The sequence below is a fragment of the Rhodococcus opacus B4 genome, assembly GCF_000010805.1.
GTDB classification, from domain to species: Bacteria; Actinomycetota; Actinomycetes; order Mycobacteriales; family Mycobacteriaceae; genus Rhodococcus_F; species Rhodococcus_F opacus_C.
Genome location: NC_012521.1, coordinates 119,327 through 140,384 on the forward strand (window position 1 = coordinate 119,327; position 21,058 = coordinate 140,384).

General features: G+C 63.7%; 13 protein-coding genes and 3 pseudogenes. 11 read left to right on the top strand and 5 right to left on the bottom strand.

Annotated elements, in window-relative coordinates; all coding sequences use genetic code 11:
- Positions 1-16: 16 nt before the first annotated feature.
- The 5 genes and pseudogenes from ROP_RS39190 to ROP_RS39215 all read right to left on the bottom strand — a co-directional run bounded on the left by ROP_RS39190 (position 17) and on the right by ROP_RS39215 (position 5,360).
- Positions 17-1,032 (bottom strand): annotated as a pseudogene (locus ROP_RS39190) (DUF7064 domain-containing protein).
- Positions 1,033-1,358: 326 nt separating this feature from the next.
- Positions 1,359-2,084 carry a FadR/GntR family transcriptional regulator gene (locus tag ROP_RS39200; protein WP_158306536.1) on the bottom strand — a complete coding sequence of 242 codons (726 nt, stop codon included), beginning with the start codon at positions 2,082-2,084 and terminating at the stop codon, positions 1,359-1,361.
- Between the two features lie 145 nt (positions 2,085-2,229).
- Positions 2,230-3,453: an NAD(P)/FAD-dependent oxidoreductase gene (locus tag ROP_RS39205; RefSeq protein WP_012687171.1), complete on the bottom strand. Its 1,224-nt coding sequence runs from the start codon at positions 3,451-3,453 to the stop codon at positions 2,230-2,232.
- 3 nt (positions 3,454-3,456) lie between these two features.
- Positions 3,457-3,651: a ferredoxin gene (locus ROP_RS39210; RefSeq protein ID WP_012687172.1), complete on the bottom strand. Its 195-nt coding sequence runs from the start codon at positions 3,649-3,651 to the stop codon at positions 3,457-3,459.
- The gene (locus tag ROP_RS39215; RefSeq protein WP_231869151.1) at positions 3,648-5,360 is read right to left on the bottom strand and encodes a pyruvate, phosphate dikinase; all 1,713 of its coding nucleotides are present in this window, start codon (positions 5,358-5,360) and stop codon (positions 3,648-3,650) included. The genes ROP_RS39210 and ROP_RS39215 overlap by 4 nt, the downstream gene beginning before the upstream one ends.
- An 83-nt stretch (positions 5,361-5,443) precedes the next feature.
- On the opposite strand from ROP_RS39215, the gene ROP_RS39220 reads away from it, so the two are divergent.
- The 11 genes and pseudogenes from ROP_RS39220 to ROP_RS39275 all read left to right on the top strand — a co-directional run.
- Positions 5,444-6,616: a cytochrome P450 gene (locus ROP_RS39220; protein ID WP_050785285.1), complete on the top strand. Its 1,173-nt coding sequence runs from the start codon at positions 5,444-5,446 to the stop codon at positions 6,614-6,616.
- Between the two features lie 2 nt (positions 6,617-6,618).
- Positions 6,619-8,121, top strand: coding sequence for an aldehyde dehydrogenase family protein (locus ROP_RS39225; protein ID WP_050785286.1), 1,503 nt, complete (start codon positions 6,619-6,621; stop codon positions 8,119-8,121).
- Positions 8,109-9,185, top strand: coding sequence for a Zn-dependent alcohol dehydrogenase (locus tag ROP_RS39230; protein ID WP_012687176.1), 1,077 nt, complete (start codon positions 8,109-8,111; stop codon positions 9,183-9,185). The genes ROP_RS39225 and ROP_RS39230 overlap by 13 nt, the downstream gene beginning before the upstream one ends.
- 198 nt (positions 9,186-9,383) lie before the next feature.
- The gene (locus tag ROP_RS39235; RefSeq protein WP_012687177.1) at positions 9,384-11,519 is read left to right on the top strand and encodes an acetate--CoA ligase family protein; all 2,136 of its coding nucleotides are present in this window, start codon (positions 9,384-9,386) and stop codon (positions 11,517-11,519) included.
- 111 nt (positions 11,520-11,630) lie between these two features.
- Positions 11,631-12,653, top strand: a complete 1,023-nt coding sequence (locus tag ROP_RS39240; RefSeq protein ID WP_080512626.1) for a phosphotransferase family protein — start codon at positions 11,631-11,633, stop codon at positions 12,651-12,653.
- 57 nt (positions 12,654-12,710) lie between these two features.
- On the top strand, positions 12,711-15,092 hold the full coding sequence (locus ROP_RS39245; protein WP_043827458.1) for a PEP-utilizing enzyme: 2,382 nt from the start codon (positions 12,711-12,713) through the stop codon (positions 15,090-15,092).
- A complete protein-coding gene (locus tag ROP_RS39250; RefSeq protein WP_050785288.1) occupies positions 15,085-15,918 on the top strand; it encodes a tyrosine-protein phosphatase in 834 nt (277 codons plus the stop codon). Before ROP_RS39245 ends, ROP_RS39250 begins: the two co-directional genes overlap by 8 nt.
- Positions 15,915-16,979, top strand: a complete 1,065-nt coding sequence (locus tag ROP_RS39255) for a phosphotransferase family protein (protein ID WP_231869152.1) — start codon at positions 15,915-15,917, stop codon at positions 16,977-16,979. Before ROP_RS39250 ends, ROP_RS39255 begins: the two co-directional genes overlap by 4 nt.
- Positions 16,980-16,997: 18 nt before the next feature.
- Positions 16,998-18,116 carry a hypothetical protein gene (locus ROP_RS39260; protein ID WP_006932568.1) on the top strand — a complete coding sequence of 373 codons (1,119 nt, stop codon included), beginning with the start codon at positions 16,998-17,000 and terminating at the stop codon, positions 18,114-18,116.
- 202 nt (positions 18,117-18,318) lie between these two features.
- Positions 18,319-19,409 (top strand): annotated as a pseudogene (locus tag ROP_RS39265) (IS630 family transposase).
- 535 nt (positions 19,410-19,944) lie between these two features.
- Positions 19,945-20,589, top strand: a pseudogene (locus ROP_RS39275) (IS1380 family transposase); the annotation flags it as partial.
- Positions 20,590-21,058 lie beyond the last annotated feature (469 nt).

The following is a 21,058-nucleotide window of genomic DNA, read 5'->3' on the forward strand; positions in this document are numbered from 1 at the left end:
CTCTGGACGTGCTGGGTCAGCCAGCCAGGATAGGACAGTATGTGTAGGACGACGAGCGTGAGAGCGCGAATTCGAAGATCCCGTAGCCGGTCTGCCCGTTCCACTCGAACTCGCAGCAACGGTCGGTCAGGGCCGAGTCGAGAGTCTTCGGACCCACGGTCCCGTCGAGCGGGTAGACGTCTAACTCTTCGTGGTCGCGGCCACGAACCTTGCCGTGATGCCCGCCGTAACCGCCGCCCGCCATGTAGCCACCGCCGGCCGAGGCGTCCGAATCGATGCGGTAAGTCCTACCGCCGGCAGTCACGACCTCCACCGCGCCACTGGCGAGGTCGTTGCCCGCGGTGAACACCAAGTCGTGCCGGACGTCGGTGATGTCGTCGAGTCGGCCGTCGTCATGCATGACGGCACCCTCCAACAGGATTCGCCCGCCGTCACGATCCTCGACGAGCAGGAATCCGAACGTGCGGTCCGGGAACTGCGCCTGGTACCAGATGTGCAGACCCTGGCCCCGGACATGGTGCGAACCCCGCGGGAACGGTCCCGCAGTCCGTACCAGCCCGCGACGTCGGTGGTGGTTCCGTCGAGGGTGAGTGTGCCCTCGTACCGGCCGGGGTGGAACAGATGGTCGAATGAGGTGACGTTTCCGTCGGTGTTCTCCACATCCACCGACCCGAGCCAATAGGGTGCGCGGGCGTGCCAGAGCAAATCCAGTGTGAGGCCGGTCTTGTTCTCGCCCAGCTGGATTCGCCAGGTGGAATTGTCGTCGACCGTCTCCCACTTCAACGGTCCGACGGAGGCGGCGTCGGTCTCGGAGTGTTCGGTGGAGTAGCGGAGATTGCGCTGCTCGGACTCCGTGGTGAGGACGACGAAACCGTCCACGACGTTGCGGGGCGGGTAGACACCGGCGCCGAGGATTACCGACGGTGTGGTGCCGCTGTCCGGGTGGAGATTGAACATGAACCGGTCGAAAAATCTCTCCGGCATCTCCGAGGTGGCCTGCGTTACCAGGGCGTCGTGGAATCCGTCGGTCATACGTGCTCCTTCTGGTTGACGGCAGGTGTCAGCGGGAGACAGGCGCGGTCGTCTCCTGTTGACTTTTCGATGGAATCGACCTCTTTGTGGTCGAGGGTGAACCGGTAGGAGCTCCTCATCAGCAGGGAGGCGAGGGAAACGCCCTCCAGCGGGAACGCCTCGGTTTCGTACGCGGACCACATCCCCCGCGGCCGGACCGTCCGGGGGGGCTCAATTCGGCGGCGGTACCCAGTGGCGAGATCCGCCCCCCCAAACCGGATCAAGTCGACCTACATAGAGTCCGGCAACTCGCGAGAGCCATACACAAAACACTGCATCAAGCTCGGTCAGTTCTGATCTTCGCTCCCTCGGATGTGCTGTGTCATCAGTTCGCGCGCACGGCCCGAATTGCGGTCGGCGATCGCTTCCGTGATCTCGCGGTGAGCCGTTAGCGAGCAGAGACGGGACTCGTGCGAACTGAAGCGTGCACTATTGGTTGCCGCCATTAGTACCTCGGCAGTGGCGTGCATGAACGCTGCCAATAGTGTGTTGTGACTTGCATCACTCACTGCGACGTGCCAAGCCTGACTTGCTGAGAGATACTCGGGGATGTTGTCGAGCGAGTGTGCCTGGCGATCCTGGAAGAGGTGAATCGCATCGAGTTCGGCCGTGGTCCGCCGCTGTGCCGCCAGAGCGGCGCATGACGGCTCGATGATTTCGCGGGACTCAGTCAGCGTGGGAGTCTCCGGTCCCCAACCCTGCGCCTGGAGAAAGACATCGAGCGATGTAATCAGGTCTTGCTGCGTTGGGCGAGACACAACGGAGCCGCCGTGACGTCCGGTTAAGGTGACGATCAGTCCTTGTTGTTTCAGGATGGCGAGGGCGTCGCGAACCGCCGCACGGGTGAGTCCACCCTGCTCGACGAGGACTCGTTCGGGCGGTAGGTGATCGCCGGACTTGTATTCCCCGTTGAAGATTTTCGTACGCAGATGCTCGGCGAAGAGCTGCGCGGCTGTAGGTACCCGCACAGGGCCGAATGGGGTGTGTCGCTGCGTGTCATGTTCCACGTCCACGGTGCTCCAATCGGGTTCAATATCGACTGGTCCAACCATATCCGGTCTACTTCGGTGCAGCTGGTGCAGCTAGAGACTTGTGATTACTTGGACACTGCCTGCAAACGTAATATCCGGGACAACGACGCTAATAGCACTGGTTGGGTCATTTGGAATTCGTCGTCAGTGAATTGTTGCGTGTTTGGGCCAGCTTCAATCCGTCCTCCCATGTCGCGGCACGGGCAATGAGGGCCCGGTATTTCATGATGTCGCTGCGACGGTTGAGGGTGAGCGCGCCGATCAAACGGTGGCCGTCTCGGTAGAGGGCAGTGAACACGTCTGTGGCAGTGTCTCCGGTAACGACTGTTGGTTCGCCGATAGGCCGACCAGCGAGTTGAATGCGGTTGCCATACCAATCGGACCAGAAGTAGGGAATGTGGCGGTAGGGCGTTGCGTTGCTGGGATCGAGCAGGTTACGCATGGCGTGCGCCCCCTGTTCTGCGGCGTTTGTCCAGTGTTCGATCCTAAGTGGTGTGTCGAAATCCTGGCTGTACCATCGCGCAACATCCCCGGCGGCCCACACATTGCCCCCCGCGTGCATCGTTGCATCGCAGACGATGCCGTTGTCGAGGGTTAGTCCCGAACCCGTCAGCCAGTCGGTGGCAGGTGTGGCCCCGATTCCGACCACTACGAGGTCGGCGGGGAGATGTCGTCCATTCGCCAGACGGACCCCTTCGACGCGGTGATCGCCGGAGATCGACTCGACCGCGACACCGCAGATCAGCTCAGTTCCGTTGCGTTCATGCAGTGCGCTGAGCCACCGTCCGGCGGTCTCGCCGACCGCGCGGACGAGCGGTATAGGGAGCGCCTCCACGACGGTGACTGAGCGACCCCGCTTACGAACGGCGGCGGCAACCTCGGCGCCGATGAATCCGGCGCCGACTATGACCACTCGTGCGCCCTGGTCCAGAGCCGAACGCACGATTCGCGCGTCGTCGATTGTGCGTAATGTGACCACCCCGTCGAGGTGGGCGGCAGCGGGTATGGTGCGCGCGATGGCGCCGGTCGCGATCAGGGCCGCGTCGTACGGCACCGTGCGGTCCCCGACATGTACGATGCCGTTGGCAAGATCGAGTGAGGTGGCTGGTTGGCCGAGCATCAGGCTCACTCCGAGTCCGTCGGCCAGTTCTTCTACGCCAGTGAAATGGGTGATATGGGAGTCCTGATCGCTGTCGATGTACTCCTTCGACAGCGGTGGACGATCGTAGGGCAGATGCGTTTCCGCCCCGATCAGGGTGAGTCGGCCAGCGTATCCGGCGCGGCGGGCAGTCTCCAGTGCACGCAGGCCAGCCAGCGAACCGCCGACAACGACGATATGTTCCGGTGCCATCGTTCAATCCTGCTCGAGGATGAGTGCGGCGGTTGGGCAGGCCGCGACCGCCTTCTCCACCAACTCGCGCTCGTCCTCGGGGACGTCCTCGCGCAGAAGAAGGAGATCCCCCTCGTCTCCGACTTCGAAGTAGGTGGGGGCAATCGCTTCGCAGTTTCCCAGGGCGGTGCACTTGGCGCGGTCGACTACAACTTTCACTGTTCTTCTCCTTCGTGCGCGTACTGTCGTGCCCATTCCTCAAGGGCGGGGAGTTGAGGAAGTTCGTGTTCTATTGCGCGGATGACGATTTCGTCCGTCGGCGTCGTTACGGCACCACGCCAAACCTGGCCCGTGGTGCCGTCGATGGTGATGACATCTCCCACGCGAATCAGCAGCCCGGAAGGGGCGTGGATGCCGTTCGCGCTGCAGGTCAGGTCTTGCGCGCCCACGACTGCCGGGATGTTCCAGCCGCGTGCGACGACGGCGGCATGGCTCACCAGGCCGCCCTTGGTGGTGAGCAGACCCACGGATGCGGCCATGCCCGCGACGTCCTCGGGCTTGGTTTCGGGACGGACGAGAATGACGTCATCGTCGGCGTCCGCGGCCTCATCGCTGGTCAGTACGACGCGGCCGACCGCCCGGCCGGGAGACGCTCCGAGTCCTGTTGTAACGAGATCGTGGGCGGCGTCATCCGCTCCGACGTGGGCAAGGGCCTCGTCGCGTGCCCGCTGACGAACGGCGGCAGGTACACGGCTGACTGCCTCGGTGGGAGTCAGCCGGATATCCGGGTCGTTCACGAGGTCGACCGCAATTCGTACGGCGGCGACCGCGCTCCGTTTGCCGGCACGGGTCTGCAGCAACCACAGTCGACCGTTTTCAATGGTGAACTCGACATCGCACACGTCGCGGTAGTGCACCTCCAGGCGGCGCAGGGTCTCCTGCAATTCGGTATAGATCGCGGGGTGCAACTGTTCTAGGTCGGCGATAGGCAAGGTATGTGCAGTGCCCGCGACCACGTCCTCGCCTTGAGCCATCGGGAGGTAGTCGCCGTAGAGGACTGCCTCCCCGGTCGACGGGTCCCGGGTGAAGACGACACCGGTTCCCGAGTTGAGCCCTCGATTGCCGAACACCATTGCTTGTACGTTGACCGCGGTGCCCATCGACTCGTCGATGCCTTCTTTTGCGCGGTAGGTTCGGGCCCGCTGGCTATCCCACGAGCGGAAGACCGCCTCGACCGCTTCACGCAATTGCACCGTCGGCTCGGCCGGGACGTCCCGGCCGGCTACCTGACGGATGCGTTCACGCAGCAAAACGACATGCTCGCGTAAAGACTCCGTGGTGTCGCCGCTGTGGCCGACGTACAACTCGTCGCAGTGCACGCCCATGACGGTGGTGGCATACATGTGCAAGAACCGTCGGTAGCTGTCCCAGGCGAACTTCTCATCACCGGAGACCTTGGCCAACCCTTCGACGGTGTACTCGTTGAGTCCGAGATTGAGCACCGTGTCGAGCATCCCCGGCATGGAAACCGGGGCTCCGCTCCGAACCGCGACGAGCAGCGGATCGTTGTGGTCACCGAACCGGCGGCCCATCCGGTCACCCAGCCGGCTGGTGTGCAGGGTGATGGCCTCGTCCAACCCCTCGGGCCAGCCCTCCCTCCGATATCGCTGGCAGAGCGGAACCGAGATGGTAAAGCCCGGCGGGACGTTGATCCCGAGTGTCGAGATCATCTCCGCCAGGCCGGCCCCTTTGCCACCGAGCAGATCCGTCAATGCCCGCGGACGAGCACGGTGCGGGTGATCGAACGGATAGATCGCCGCGGTCAGCGGGGCGGCGTCCCCCAATGCATTCGACTTATGAGCAAGCGGCACGTCAGATCCTTTGGTCATGCCATTTTCAATGGTTGACAGAAACGTAACAGAGATCATAGCGTCTGGGGAAGAGAGACGTAGAAAACAGACGGGAAGTGGACAAAGTGGCGGCAACCGAGGCGGCATCTCGCGCGGACTTGATGGACATCTCAATATTCGGCCAGGACCGCGAGATGCCGGTCTTCGACGAATTGCGGGCGCACGATCCGGTGCATTGGAACGCACCGTCCCCTCTCGGCCCCGGATTCTGGGCCCTGACGAAGTACGCCGACGTGAAGTCGGCCGCGTCCGACAACATCAGGCTGTCCTCCGCGGGAGGCACGCAGATCCTCGACCGGAAGGTCGAAGGCAAACTCGCCAGCCTGCACAACATGGACGATCCGGAACATGCCCAGCTCCGAAAAATTGCGGTCCCACACCTGCGTGCCCTCCGCGTCCAACAGTGGCAGGACGCGATCGACGAAGCGGTGAAGTATCTGCTCGACGACGTCGCGAGCCGAGCAGGCGAATTCGACATGGTGCACACGGTCTCCGCGAAGCTGCCGATGCTTGTGCTCTCCCGAGTCCTCGGCGTGCCCGCAGCCGATGCGCCGAGAATGGTCGACTGGACCAATCGGCTCACCAGCTCCGACCCAGCCGACGAGGTCGATCAAGCGGCACTGGCCTCGGCTCGCGACGAGGTGATGGCGTACTTCGAGAAACTGACCGAGTTGCGTCGACGTGAGCCCACAACCGACCTGATCAGCGTCCTGGCCAACGGCAAGAAGGATGGTCGGCCGCTTACTTGGGAAGAACTCGCGGCCTACTACATCCTGCTGGTCGCCGCGGGAAACGAGACGGCCCGACATGCAGTCTCCGGCGGCACCATGCTGTTGCACCGGCACCCGGAAACCTGGCAACGCCTGGTCGCCGATCAGAGCCTCCTCCCTTCGGCGGTCGAAGAGATCCTCCGGTGGGTCACCCCCGTCGCAGCAATGCGGCGTACCGCGCTCGAGCCACTTCGGATCGGTGACAAGGACATCGCGGCGGGCGACAAAGTGGTGTTGTGGTTCTCCGCGGCCAACCGTGACCCCGAGGTATTCGAGGCGCCACATGAGTTCCGTATCGATCGAACTCCCAACGAGCACCTGACCTTCGGCTGGGGTATCCACTTCTGCCTCGGCGCACACCTGGCCCGCGCAGAGATCCGCACCTTCTTCGGCGAGGTACTGCGCCGCGGGATCCGATTCGAGGTGATGGGTGAGCCTACGCGAGTGCAGCACAACATCTTCCGAGGTTGGACCCAACTGCCGGTCCGCGTCGGAAAGGCATAACGATGTCCACGACCATGCCGGGCTCCGACACGATGCCCTTCCCACCGAATTCGGTGTATATCGCTGGTGAATGGATTTCATCCCCCGACCTGGAACGGTTGCCGGTGCTGAACCCGGCCTCGGAGGAGGTAATCGGTTCCATCGTGGACGCCTCCCCAGCCGAGGTGGAGGCAGCTTTCGCCGCCGCCCGGGCCGCGCTACCGAAATGGTCGGCGACGGCACCGGGCCAGCGAGCCGACGTTCTCGACCGACTTGCCGACGCGTTCCGTGAGCACGGTGAGGAGTTGGCGGTTCTTGCCTCCCGTGAGATCGGCATGCCCATCAAGGAGTCCCGCGCCGGTCAGGCCGACCTGCCCGAGCGCGTGCTGCGTAGCACCGCAGATATCGCCCGGAACTTCCCATGGGAAGCCCGCGACGCATCCGGAACTACGGTCATCCGCGAACCAGTCGGGGTGGTACTCGGCATCACACCGTGGAATTTCCCTGTGCACCAGATCGTCGCCAAGCTGGCGCCGGCGCTCGCGGCAGGCTGCACTATCGTGCTGAAGCCCGCCGAACTCACCCCCTTGAACGGACTGTTCGTCGCAGCCCTCTGTGAGCGGATCGGGGTGCCGTCCGGCGTCGTCAATGTGCTGACCGGTAGAGGGGCGACGACGGGGGAGGCGTTGGTTCAATCCGGCCAGTACGACCTCGTCTCGTTCACCGGCTCACTGGCAGTTGGTCGCCACATCGGTGCGGTCGCCGGTGAGCGAGTCGTTCGCGCGACGTTGGAGCTCGGAGGAAAGTCGCCCGCTGTGGTCCTTGACGACGCGGACGTCGAGGCAGCTGTGCGTGCCACCGTGCGCAACTGTTTCACCAACGCCGGCCAGAAGTGCAACGCCCCCACCCGCCTCATCGTTCCGGAGGCTCGACGTGAGGAAGCTGTTTCTATCGCCGCGTCGGCGGCCGCGGCGTACGTACTCGGGGACCCGCTCGACGAGAACTCCACGATGGGCCCGCTGGCGTCCGCTCTGCAGCGCGAGAAAGTCTTGAGCTATGTGGAAGGTGCACGCGCGCGCGGTGCACGCGTTGCAGGCGGTGGTGCGGTGGACGGGGTCAATCGCGGCTACTTCGTTCGCCCGGCGATCATCACCGACGTCGAACCAGACGACCCGGTCGTACAGGAAGAGATCTTCGGTCCCGTCCTCGTCGTTCTCGGGCACGAGGGTGAAGACGATGCGGTCAGGCTCGCCAACGACACCCCGTACGGTCTGTCCGCCGAGGTGTGGTCGGGGAACCCCGCCCGAGCCGCGGACCTAGCGCGCCGAATCCACGCCGGGCAGGTGCGCGTGAACGGGGTGCGGACACCGGCCCTGCCGATCTCGCCGTTCGGCGGTTACAAGGCGTCCGGGCTCGGCCGTGAATTGGGGCCGTTCGGCCTCGAGGAGTACGTCGAGGTCAAAGCCGTTCTTGGCGACCCAAGTGATTCGATCCCATCGAAAGAGGAGCCGCAGTGCGTGCTGTAGTCATCTGGAACCCGGGCGAGCCTTTTACCATCCACGACAACGTCTGCCGCCCGGCACCTGGGCCGGGTGAAGTGGTGGTGCGCATCCGCGCGGCCGGTGTGTGCCAGACCGATATCGCGTTGTCGAAAGGTGCTTTCGGGCAGTCGACACCGGTCGTCCTCGGCCACGAAGGCGCCGGCGAGATCACCGAACTCGGGCCGGGCGTAACCGGCCTCATCCCCGGTGACCGAGTGCTCGTCACCTGGGTACCGCCATGTGGTCGTTGCTACCACTGCGTGCGAGGGGAAACCTACATCTGCTCCAATCGTCGCCGCTCTAGTGAGCGAGGCGACGAGGGAAGTCTCTCGGTCAGCGGAGTGCCAGTCCAAGCCGGAATGGGCACCGCAACCTTCGCGGAGGAGACCGTCGTCCCGGCCACCGGAGTGCTGCCGCTTCCAGACGACATCCCCTTCGAGTACGCCGCATTATTGGGATGCGCCGTACCCACCGGATGCGGTGCAGCACTGAACTCGGCGCGGGTGCGAGCCGGAGAGTCGGTGCTGGTCATTGGTTGCGGCGCGGTGGGGTTGAGCGCTATCCAAGGCGCTGTCATCGCCGGTGCGGCCGACATCGTTGCGGTGGACCCACAAGATCCTCGTCGCCGAGCGGCGCTGGAGTTCGGTGCGACTGCGGCCCTGCCACCCGGTTCGGATCCGAGGGAGAGTTTGGTGGACGCGCCCGGATTCGACGTAGTGATCGACGCCGTCGCGCGGTCATCGACCATTCGCGACGGGTGGCAAGCAGCTCGACGCGGCGGTCGCGTCGTCGTCGTCGGCGCCGGCAAGCCCGACGACATGGTGCAGTTCAGTGCACAGGAGCTGTTCCACGACGGGAAGCAACTCATCGGGTCCTTTTACGGTTCTTCGGATATGCGCCGCGAACTTCCGCGACTCATCGCCCTGTGGAGGGCCGGGCGACTCGACCTCAGTCGCATGGTCTCCGAAGTCGTGGACCTCGAACGGATCAACGACGTCGTGGCCCGGCAGACAGCAGGCGAAGTCGTGCGTTCCGTCCTATTGGTTTGACCAGTGTCTCCCGGTAGACGCGACGCAACCACGCAGGTCACGCGATTGATCGGCGAAACCAGTGGGCGGGCGGGGCCTGGGACGGCGTCGACGGCGCGGGCACCTCTGAGTTCGCAGACCGTCGCAGCCGGTCCTACATCTATTCAGCAACGTTGCGCGACACGGCGTCAGCCGGTCCGTTTGAAGGAGACCACATTCATGGGCAATCAGACGCTCGCAAACACACCGCTCGACCGTGAGGCGCTTGACCGGTTGCTACGGCCCGAGCGGATTGCCTTGGTCGGCGCGAGCGACAAGAACCTGTTTTCTCGTCGAGCATTCGCACAGCACCACAGGGTCGCAGCGGCCAAGCAGCTGATCCTGGTCAACCCGCGCAGTCGGCAGGTTCACGGCGTCCACACGGTGCCGACGTGCGGTGACATCGACGGCGGTATCGACTGCGCGTTCCTCATGACACCGCAGCATGCGACCGGCGAAGCGCTGATAGATGCCGCTGCCGGTGGTGTGAAGGCGGCTGCCGTGCTCGGCCAGGGCTGGGCGGAGGAGGGATCCGAAGGCTTACAACGGCAAGAGGAGCTTGTCGCGCTCGCCGAGGAACTCGGGGTTGTGCTGCTCGGGCCCAATCACCTCGGGTTTGCGAATCTCTGGGACGGCGTGGCTCCGTGCGCTCTGGGTTTGGACATGCCGGTCGAGCCGGGCGCCTTCGCTCTGGTTTCCCAGAGCGGCGCAGTGGGATCGTCGATGGTCGGCTACGCCGGCCGGCAAGACGTCCGATTCAGCTTCGTCGTGACTACCGGTAACGAGGCGATGGTTACGGTTGCAGATGTAGTGCGCTACCTCGTGGAGGACGAGCACACCCGCGCTATCGGCATCTTCGCTGAGACGATCCGCAAGCCCGCGGTCTTCCGTGCTGCCGCCCGGCGCGCAGCCGAGCTGGGAAAAGCACTCATCATCCTCAAGGCCGGGTCGAGCGAACTCGCCGCACAGACTGCTCAAGCACACACCGGTGCACTTGTCGGCGACGATCGGGTGATCGACGCGGTATTGCGGCAGGACGGTGTGATCCGAGTGCGCTCGGTCGAGGACCTGATCTGCACGGGAATGCTCTGCGCTGGTACCGGACCGTTGCGTGCCAGCGGCGTCGGAGTCATGTCGGTCTCCGGTGGCGCTTGCGACCTCATCGCCGACCGCGGTCAGGACGTTGGACTCCGGTTGCCGCCGCTCTCGTCGGCGACCAAGGACCAACTTGCGCAGGTACTGCCAGCATATGGCCACCCCCAGAACCCGCTCGACGTCACCGGATCGGCCGCGACCCGGCCCGAGGTGTGGCGCAGCGCGTTCGAGTCGCTGGCCGCCGAGCCCACGATCGGGCTGATCGGCGCAGTCACCTCGCTACCGACGCCTGGCGAACCGCAACGCGACGACACCTTTCATGCCGTCGGCGCGGCAATCAGGGCCACCGGCGTCCCCGGCGTGATCTTCCCGCAGATCGATCAGATTCAGAACGATCATGTGCGCGAGGTCAAGTCAGCGTCCGGAGTGGACATCGTGCTGCCGAGCGTCGAGCGCTTTGCTCTTGCCGCCGCCGGACTCGGGCGTTGGTCGGACTGGCTACGGACCCGGCCGGGCCGGCCTGCGGCGTCTTCGGCGTCGCACGGCGATATCACCCTGCCGGGCAGTGGGCCGCTCAGCGAACTGGCCGGACGGGACCTGCTCGAGCGGGCCGGCATTCCTGCCGTCCCAGCGACACTCGCAACCAGCACTGACGACGCCGTTGCCGCCGCGGTCCGATTGGGTGAACCGGTGGCGCTCAAGATGTGCTCAGCGCAGGTAGCCCACAAGACCGAACTCGGAGGCGTCGAACTCGGCGTCTCCGGTACGACAGCGGTCGCTGCGGCATACGAGCGTCTGGCCGCTCGGGCTCAGGCGGCAGGTGTCGAACTCGACGGTGTGCTCGTCAGCCCCATGCGAACGGGCGGCGTGGAACTTCTCGTGGGAGTGACACACGATCCCGACTGGGGTCCCGTCCTAGCCGTTGCGGTCGGTGGCGCATTGGTGGAACTGCTCGACGACAGCGCCCTACGGGTGCTGCCGGTCGGACCGGACGAAGTTCGATCGATGTTCGAAGAACTGCGCGGCTACAAATTGCTGACCGGATTCCGGGGAAGCAAGCCCGCAGACATCGACGGTCTTGTCGACGTGGTACTCCGGCTGTCGGAGTTGGCGCTAGCACTCGGGCCATCGGTCGAGTCGGTCGAGATCAATCCGTTGTTGGTGGACGGCGACCGGATTGAGGCACTCGATGTCCTCGTCACACGGTCCGTTCCATCCTGAGTCAGGCCCTACCCTTCCTTGAACTGATGATTGGAAACGAATATGGTTAGACCGCCTTTGACAGGAAACCGTATTACTCCCGCTGCAGCCGAAAGCGCCGAGGCGGACCGTATGGTGCACGCGCTGCAAAGTGCTGGGATGGCGGTGCCGAGTGCCGAATTGATCGGCATGGAGAAGGCACCTATCGGGATCGGCGCCATGGCCGATACCTTCCGAATCCAGCTAACTTGGTCGGAAGAATCCGCCGGTCCTCGCTCACTCGTCATCAAGAAACCATCCGCAGACCCGGCTGCCGCGGCGACGGCTGCTTCGCTCGGCGCCTACGAACGCGAGGCCAAGTTCTATGTTGAGTTGGCGCCACGCACTGCGGTTCGGGCGCCGCGGCTCTTCGGTGTCGAACTCGACGACGGCATTCCGAGCACCGTGCTGCTGGAAGACCTGTCCGAGGACTACCAGCCCGGCGACCAGTTCGCCGAGCTGGCGCTACCGCTGCTGCGCCGGGCGCGGCATCAGCTGGTGCTGTTGCAAGCGCCATTCTGGCAGAATGCGGACACCGCCAACCTGGACTGGCTGCACCGGCGCCTCGGCGTACCGATCCCGGCCATCGTCGAGCGGATGCAGCGCTCGTGGTGGTCGGCTCGCTCGACAATCGGGAGCGGCCTGACCAGCGACGAACGAGCCTGTGTCGACCGATTCGTGAGTCACGCTGGGGAATGGGCGTCCGGCCTGAATGGACCGTGTTCGCTTGTCCACCACGATTTTCGCGTCGACAACATGCTCTTCGGGCAGAACGAGATCGTCGTGCTCGATTGGCAAACCATCGGCTGGGGTCCCGCGATGTTCGACGTGGCCTACCTGCTCGGTACCTCACTTGAACCGGAGCGCCGGCGCGCTGTCGAACGGGACGAAATTGCCCGTCACGTCGACGAGCTGGCCGAGCATGGCGTGGACTGGGACGTTGCCGAAGCCTGGCAGGCATATCGGCAGGCGGCGTTCGCCGTGCTCCTGATGCTGGTGCCGCCCATCGCAAGTGTCAAAACCAACGCGCGTATGGAGGCAATGTACCGCCGCCTGATCGCATTCGGAGCGCGCATGGCAATCGATCTGGATGCTCTCGATCTCCTGCCCGCTTGACCAAAGATCTTGACTTACTTCCGCTATCTCCATCTGGGTACGACCATCGGAGGAACCATGACCATTCCCGAGCAGACAGTCTGCGCGACGCCGGGCGCTTTCGAGCCTGTCGGCACCGGACTCAATGTCTATGTAAGCCCGGACGCGGTTGAGGGCCGCGCACAGTGGCTGGACACACCTGAAGATGTTATCTCCTTCGTCGAGAGCGGGGAGGACGTCAGCGATGTGATTGTGATCGCACGCGGCGGAACCACGACGTTCCTGTCCATGGCATTGAACGCCGGGGTGCGTGGTGTGATTACCCTGCAAGGCGCACCGGAGAGCCACCTTGGAATCCTCAGCCGCGAATACGGCATTCCGTGCATCATGTCGGTCGCCTTCGACAAGGGCGTCCGTACCGCTCGCGGCGAAATTATCCCGGCGGACGGCGTCCGAGTGCGCATGGACCTCACCTCTCGCCCGACGGGCACAGTGAGCGTCGAAACGGGTGCGCCGGTGGATGATACGCCGACGACGGACAGCGCCCCAGCCATGACGGCCGAACAGTTGGCACAGATCCAGTTGTTGCTCAACAAGTTTCAGGGCGAGGTTCCGCGCGGGCGAGAAGGTCACGAGGTTATGGTCGCCCGCCAGGGCTCGGCGGTGCTCGACCTCGATGACACGTCGATGAATCGTGAGCTCACTGTGGACGAGGTGAACGATGTGCTTCACTACCTTGTCTGGAACGAGTGGGATGCCCTCGCCGCCCGTGCCACCGAGGGCGAGTCCGGTCTGATTCCTCGTCAGGAGTACGAGGCGATGGGGATCATGGATAGCTGGTTTCATCACCCGGAGTGGCTCAGAGTCATCCAGGACCACGTGGGTGCTGACGGAATCAGCGCGATCGCGACCCGAGCGCACCGGGAGATCGGCACCAAGATCAATATGTTGCACATCTGGGCGTGCGCCAGCGCACCGAGCTTCGGGCGGGGTATCGCTCTGGAACTCGGACTGCATGACTACGACTACCGTACGCGGCGGATTACTGAAGCGATGAGCACGGTTCGACGTCTGTACAGGGGCTTGTGGGGATCTGGACCGATGTTCGCGTCGATGCGCGATTATCAGGCCCCCATCCTCGATCCGTCATGGATCGCGCGTTTCGAGTCCGACCGCATTGCACTCTCCGACGACAGGGGCCGGTCGACGTTCCAGCGGTTCAACGGCGCCCTCGAACTGCTCGGATTTCTTGTGCACTTCGACAATCGCCTCGGACTCGGCGACAGCGGCCCGTATCCCACTGCGGACGGCGGCTTCGTCATCGTGCGTGATCTGTTCATCAACGAACCGGCATACCCGTGGTCGGACACCACGGCGGGCCTGCCGTATGCCGTGACGATCGCAATGTTCTTCGCGGGTGATACCGACCTCGAGACGAAGGTGTTCGACCTCTCGACGATGTTCACCGAACCGAGCAACTACCTGCCCCACGTCACCGGCGTGGCGGTATATGCCCGCGAGAAGTTCGATACACCAATCGACCAACTGCGCACATTGTCTTTGGAGGACATGGCGCAATTGCGGGCCGAGGCGGAAACCAAGTCCGAGGCGCTCTACAAGCGGATAGCCGTTATGAGCCAACAGGAGAAGGTGATGGCCGGCGCGGTTGTCTACGCCTCGGGCTTCCTGCTGCCCTTCGCCCGCGCGGCGGGAATCTATGACGATCTCGTTCGCGATCACGGCTTCATGTCGATTCATCCCGTCGTTGAGGCATGCCACGACAGGATCGTCGGGGGCGTCGCCAGCGAGATGATCCCGCGGCTCTTCCTGACCGGCTCGTGGGCCAACGACGTACCGCCGCACAGCAGCGACACCGTATCGACCATGCCCGACGAGTTCGAGGTACTTCAGGCAATCCGAACTCGTGGGTTCGCAACCGTGGAGCAGATCTCCATCAGTAGCGGCATCCCGGCCGAACGTGTTCGCGAGGTGGTTGCGGCGAGCGAAGAGAAGGGCTTCGTCAAGCAACGCACGGGACGGATCAACGGAGCCAGCCTCACCCCCGTGGGCCGTGCACGTCTGCTGCTGGTCACCGAGGCGGCGGTAACCGCCGACCAGCACGCGGCCATCACGTCTGCCTACGCCGTGTTTCTCGGGCCAAACCGCGCCTTCAAAGCCATCGCTTCGTCCTGGCAGATGGATCAAGACCTCACCACCACGCTCGGCAGCCTGCCGCCCGTCCACCACGATGTTGCCGCGGTCATAGCGCAAGCGGCCACTGCACAGCCCAGATTCGGTCTCTATCGTCAGCGCCTGGACCATGCGTTCGAACAATTCCGGAACGGAAACACCGACGCACTAGCCCGTCCGATGGTTGAGTCGTATCACGACATCTGGATGGAGTTGCACGAAGACCTGCTGGCCACACTGGGTCGCGCACGCACCGACCACGATGAGTGACGAACGCTCGGTGGGGGCTCGACGGAACCAGCTCGATCCCCGGATCCCGATTCCTGGCACTACCAACGTCCGAGACGTCGGCGGATACCCCACAGGCGACGGAAAGCGGACCGCGATGGGCCGGCTGTATCGATCGGAGGTTCTCGGGCTTTCCGGATCCGGTGCCGAATCGCTATGGGATGAGCTCCGCACAGAGGATTATCAGTGCCTTCGTCTCAGGTCAATTGTCGACTTGCGGTCGCACCGCGAGGCCAGAATGATCCCGTCTGCCTGGGATCGAGCGACCGGCGCACAACTGGTTCACGCTCCGATCCCCGAAGGTGTCGAAGGTAGTGAGACTGACTTCATGCGCCTGCTGCGGGACGGCAAGATCACCACATTCGACGAGGAAGATCTCGGCCGGTGGTACCAACTGGTGCTACGTCGCCGCACCGACGTGCTGGGTGAGGTGATCCGAGTACTGTCAAATCCGCACCACCTCCCGGCTCTCGTGCACTGCCACGCTGGAAAGGATCGAACCGGCCTCGTTGTGGCCCTTGTTCTGGAAGTGGTCGGCGTGCCGCGGAACGTCGTGACCGCCGACTACGCACTGACAAGTAGGTACCGACCCGACCGGGCGGCCGAGCATGCTGCTCTGCTCGAGCACCTCGGAATCCACGTCGACGACGTTCGGTCCTTGTGGGAGGCGCCGGCGCGGGCGATGGAGTCGGCGCTCGAATTCCTCGACATCACCTACGGGGGAGTCGCTGCCTACCTCACGAACGAATGCTCAGTCACCCCCGCGCACATCGAGTCACTGCGCGCCCAGATGCTGGAGGATGCATGAACCCCACCACCCTAACCGAGCCCTCTATGGCGGGTGACATCGCCGAGGCTCTCCGAGCTGGTGGATCGCTGCCCGAAGGCGGGAATGTCGAGCAGTGCCGAGCGCTGCCACTCGGGGCCGGCCAGCTTGCCGACAGCTACCGCGTCGAGCTCACCTACACCCCCGGGCCGTCAGGCCCGTCGTCCGTGTTTGTAAAGCTGCCCCCCAGCGACACACACTCGGCAGCAACGGCATCCAGAATCGGCGCATTCGATCGGGAGCGATTCTTCTATGCAGAACTCAGACCGCGCCTCGACATCCGGACACCGAGGTTCCTTGGCAGCCTTCCCCGAGGGGACGGTCCGCCCGGGCTGATTCTGCAGGATCTCTCCTCCTCCACCCGTCCCCTGGACCAACTGCGCGACGGTACGATCGAACAGGTTGAATCTGTCGCAGATCAGCTGGCGGGACTCCAGGCCCCCTTCTGGGATGACGAGGATGCCGTGGGTGGCACCGACCGCTTCTACAACCGAACCGAAGACCACATCACGGGTCTCGCTGAACGCTATGAACAGTCGTGGCATCGGCACCGGGACACCGTCGGCGCTCTCCTAGACCCACAACAGCGGCAACTCATCGAGACATTCGGTCACCACTGCCTCAGCTGGGCGTCCGGAATTCGAGGGCCCCGCACACTCGTGCACCAGGACCTTCGCCTCGACAATCTGCTGTGGGGTGATGCCGGCGCCTGGATAGTCGACTGGCAGACGCTGGCCTGGACCTCACCCGCCTGGGACCTCGCATTCTTCCTGGGCACTGCACTCGACCCCGACACTCGCCGCCGAGTGGAACAGCGACTGCTCGAAGCGCACGTGAGTGCGCTGCACGACCGCGGCGTACAGGGGTGGGATATCGATACCGCAGAGCGTGAGCACTGGCGGCTCAGCGGCTCCGTACTTATCGCCATGGTTGCCGCACTCGCATTCGTGCAGCCCACCGCGCGCGGTTTCGAAATGTTTGCCTCACTCATCCATCGCGGTGCCCAACAGGCACTCGACCACGACTTGCTGTCTTTCATCTGAAATCCAAAAGGAGAACCTGTGCTGAGCAAATGGGACGACTATCCGGTGCACCAGGCGGCGCTGCCTGTGGCGCAGACCGCCTCGAGTGACCTAGGCCGCTATGACCGCCACTGGATGGCAATGCACGACATCGACTTGACCACCCAGGTCGGCTTCGGCCTCAGCGTGCATCCGAACCGCGGTATCGTCGACGCCTCGATCAGCATCGCGCGTGACGGCCGCCAAGACTCGGTGTTCGCCTCCTCCCGACTCTCGCGCGATCGCGACACAATCGCGGGCCCCCTGCGAGTCGAAGTCATCGAACCGATGCGCGTGCTACGTGTAGTGCTCGAGGAGCACGACGGTATCTCGGCCGACCTCACCTTCACCGGTGTAACACAGCACATCGAGGATGGACGGATGAGACGAGACTCAGGAACGACTCTCGTCTCGGAACGTCTCCGTACAGTGCAATTCGGAGACTGGTCCGGAGAATTCACCGTCGGCGGGGAAACCGTAACCTGCTCGCCCGACAAGTGGCGGGGCTTCCGAGACCGCTCGTGGGGCAGCCGGACCACCGGCACTGTGGCCGAAGGTCAACACGGTGTACACAAGAGCGCCATCTACTTTGCCTGGACGCTGCTGCGATTCGAGGACGAATGCTTGCTCGTAGCCGTAAATGAGATGCCGGACGGCCGCAGCGAAGCACGAACGGTCGCCGTCCTGCCCTTCCTGAAGGCCGGCGACCCGGCTTACGGCGAAGAGGATCGGATCCTCCGCGGCGACACCTTCCAATTCGACATCGACTACCGGCCTGGGACTCGCCGCGCCCAACATGTTGACCTCACCGTCGGACCGCGTGGGCTGGTCAACCGGAAGATCACCATCGAACCCGAAGGTCTATTCCTCATGCAGGGATTGGGCTACTACCACCCGATGTGGAAGCACGGCACCGATCACGGGAAAGACATTGTCGGAACGGACAGTTGGAAGCTCGCGGGCCTCGATCCGAGCGCGATGGAAAACGTTCACGCACAGCAGATTTGCCGAGCAACCCGCGCCGACGGTGCGATAGGTCTGGGCTTGTTCGAGCACGTGGCGATCGGACCGCACTTGCCTTCCGGATTGCCTGACGGGATTGCGCCACTCGGCCAGTGACGGCCTTGAATCACCACTCGTGCTGTTGCCGGGAGGCGGTCGGTTTCGACGGGATGCACCATGTTGCCTGTGGAAGCCGCCCTCATCAACCGACGTCACGCACGGCCACTTGTTCCTGACTCAACAGGAGCGCGAAAAAGGCGGGGCGTTGTGGCGCTAGTGTCCTGAGTCATAAATAAGCCATCGGTTGTTAAGGTTGGTCATGGCAACTCGTGGTCCGCGACCGACGGAGATTGTGCTGACCGAGACCGAACGCGTAGAACTCGAGGGGTGGTCGCGGCGACGCAAGACCGCTGCAGGTTTGGCGGTACGGTCGCGAATCATTCTCGCTGCGCCGATGGTGGATCGAATACCGAAGTGGCGCAGAGGTTGGGGTTGAACCGAGGCACGGTGCGGCGGTGGCGGGACAGGTTCGTCGAGGACCGATGCGACGGGTTGCTCGACGAACCACGCCCGGGCCGTCCGCGGACGATCGACGACGACAAGATCAAGGATCTGATTACCTCGACCCTCGAAACGACACCGAAGAATGCCACACACTGGTCCACACGATCGATGGCGGAGCATCTCGATATTTCGCAATCGACGGTCTCGAGAGTGTGGCGCGCGTTCGGTTTGGCCCCGCACAAACAGGACTCGTGGAAATTGTCGAAGGATCCAGTGTTCACGGAGAAGGTCCGTGACGTCGTCGGCCTGTACATGAACCCGCCCGAGCGGGCTCTGGTGCTCTGCGTCGACGAGAAGACTCAGATCCAAGCACTGGACCGGACCCAACCGATATTCCCGATGCTTCCCGCCACCCCGCAACGCGCTAGTCACGACTACGTCCGCAATGGCACCTCGAGCCTGTACGCCGCTCTAGACATCGCCTCGGGGAAGGTGATCGGATCACTCCATTCACGCCACCGCGCACAAGAATTCATCGCATTTCTTCGCAAGATCGACGCTCAGGTGCCCGACGATCTCGATGTCCACCTCGTGATGGACAATGCATCGACCCACAAGACTCCCGCGGTCAAACGATGGCTCCTCGCGCACCCGCGCTTCGTCATCCACTTCACACCGACCAGCTCATCGTGGATGAACCTCGTCGAACGCTGGTTCGCCGAACTGACCACCAAGAAGCTCCAACGCTCCACGCATACCTCGGTCCAACAGCTCAACAAAGACATCCGAGCATGGATCGAGACCTGGAACGACAACCCCAGACCTTACGTCTGGGTCAAGACCGCCGACCAGATCCTCGACTCCATCGCACACTACTGCGCCAGAATTAAAGACTCAGGACACTAGAACGCCACAACGCCGCGATCATGAGGGAATGGATCCAAAGCGATTAGCGCCCGCACGGACAGCCTCCCGCCCTGAATCGACCGACTGAGAGGGAACGCGTGGCTACCGCAGTGCGGAAGGGTCGTCCGACGGCCTGGCAGCTCACTGACGACGACATCCTGGACTTAGCGATCCTTTGGTACCCTATCGGCAGACCGTCCGCCGCCAGGATCCGCGCGGCATTCGGAATCGGGATGAACGAGTACCGCCGCCGACTCGAAGCCGCTGTACGCACCCACCAACAGAAAACTCTCGACACCCGCGGTTCGTGGCCGGACCGAGTCTATGCGCACAACGTCCTGGAAGCCGTGGTCCGGCAGGTGGTAGATGCGCCAGTAGGTGCTGGCTTACTTGACCAGTTGGTGCATTAGTTTAGCCTCGATACACCGATTCGCATGAGTGCCTGAGGGTGTCATAACGGCGAAATGCCCTGTCGTAGTGGAAGAATAATACTTCTCTAGGGTCAAATTCAGGCACGCCGAAGGGCATTTCGTAGATGCAACTATCTCACACCCGACCCGTTACGGCGGCCAGGTTCGACGACCCCGACCTCGTGGCGACCGCGGGACTGGTCCCGGTGGTGGCATTGGCCCAGGCCAGCGGCCTGCTCACGCTCGCCGATCAGCACCTGAGCGTGCCGACCGACAAGGGCGCCAACACGGGCCGCAAGATCGGGTCCCTGATCGGTGGGATGGTCGCCGGCGCCGACAGCATCGCTGACCTGGCGATCCTGCGGCACGGGGCGATGGGAACGATATTCGATCGACCCTATGCACCGTCGACGCTGGGATCGTTCCTTCGCCAGTTCAGCTTCGGGCACGTCCGGCAACTCGACGCCGTCGCCTCGCGGTTCCTGAGCAACCTCGCCGCGAAGACCCCGCTGGTCACCGGCATCGACACCGGGCGAATCCTGGTTGATATCGACGATACGATCATCGAAGTCCACGGCCACGGCAAACAAGGCTCCGGATACGGCTACTTCGGGATCCGCGGGCTCAACGCCCTCATCGCCACCGTCACCAGGCAGACCGCTGCGCCGGTGATCGTCACCCAACGCCTGCGCCGAGGAGCGCGCGGCTCCGCACGTGGGGCCGCCCGGATGGTCGCCGACGCCCTGGCCACCGTCGACCGGCTGCGCACCCACGCCGGCGGACCCAGCGGCAACGGGGCACCGAAGGTGCTGATGGCGTGCGCCCAGCGGCGGGTGGTGACGTATTGCCGGGCTTCGCATTTGGTGAGCCAGAGGTCTTGTTCGACCGCGGAGAGGTGCGGGCCGTGAAGTGCGGCGGTGGTGAGGGTGACGGTGAGGGCGGTCAGGGTGCGGCCGGCCACGGCGGAGGCAGAACGATCCTCGCAGTGGTGGGGTCCAAGGGGAGGACCCGGCAGATGGTTTCGGCGATCGAACCCTTTGCATGGAGCATATTCTCGATATATCGAAGCCGCAGTTCATGTTCTCGATCATGCTGTGACTGCGCCGCACTCACGTCATGATGTCCAAGTTGCCCAAGGCGACCTGACGCCTTATCTGCAGTGACGTTGCTTGTGGCCTCCACCTCCGCAACTGGTGGTCGTCGCCATCCGGTCGATATGCGAACGAGGAACGAGCATTG

What these genes read in the sequence shown, in the direction of transcription:
- ROP_RS39205 (WP_012687171.1), bottom strand. Translation starts at nt 3,453, where the DNA reads ATGGCACCGGAACATATCGTCGTTGTCGGCGGTTCGCTGGCTGGCCTG.
- ROP_RS39215 (WP_231869151.1), bottom strand. Translation starts at nt 5,360, where the DNA reads ATGATCTCTGTTACGTTTCTGTCAACCATTGAAAATGGCATGACCAAA.
- ROP_RS39220 (WP_050785285.1), top strand. Translation starts at nt 5,444, where the DNA reads ATGGACATCTCAATATTCGGCCAGGACCGCGAGATGCCGGTCTTCGAC.
- ROP_RS39225 (WP_050785286.1), top strand. Translation starts at nt 6,619, where the DNA reads ATGTCCACGACCATGCCGGGCTCCGACACGATGCCCTTCCCACCGAAT.
- ROP_RS39235 (WP_012687177.1), top strand. Translation starts at nt 9,384, where the DNA reads ATGGGCAATCAGACGCTCGCAAACACACCGCTCGACCGTGAGGCGCTT.
- ROP_RS39240 (WP_080512626.1), top strand. Translation starts at nt 11,631, where the DNA reads ATGGTGCACGCGCTGCAAAGTGCTGGGATGGCGGTGCCGAGTGCCGAA.
- ROP_RS39245 (WP_043827458.1), top strand. Translation starts at nt 12,711, where the DNA reads ATGACCATTCCCGAGCAGACAGTCTGCGCGACGCCGGGCGCTTTCGAG.
- ROP_RS39250 (WP_050785288.1), top strand. Translation starts at nt 15,085, where the DNA reads ATGAGTGACGAACGCTCGGTGGGGGCTCGACGGAACCAGCTCGATCCC.
- ROP_RS39255 (WP_231869152.1), top strand. Translation starts at nt 15,915, where the DNA reads ATGAACCCCACCACCCTAACCGAGCCCTCTATGGCGGGTGACATCGCC.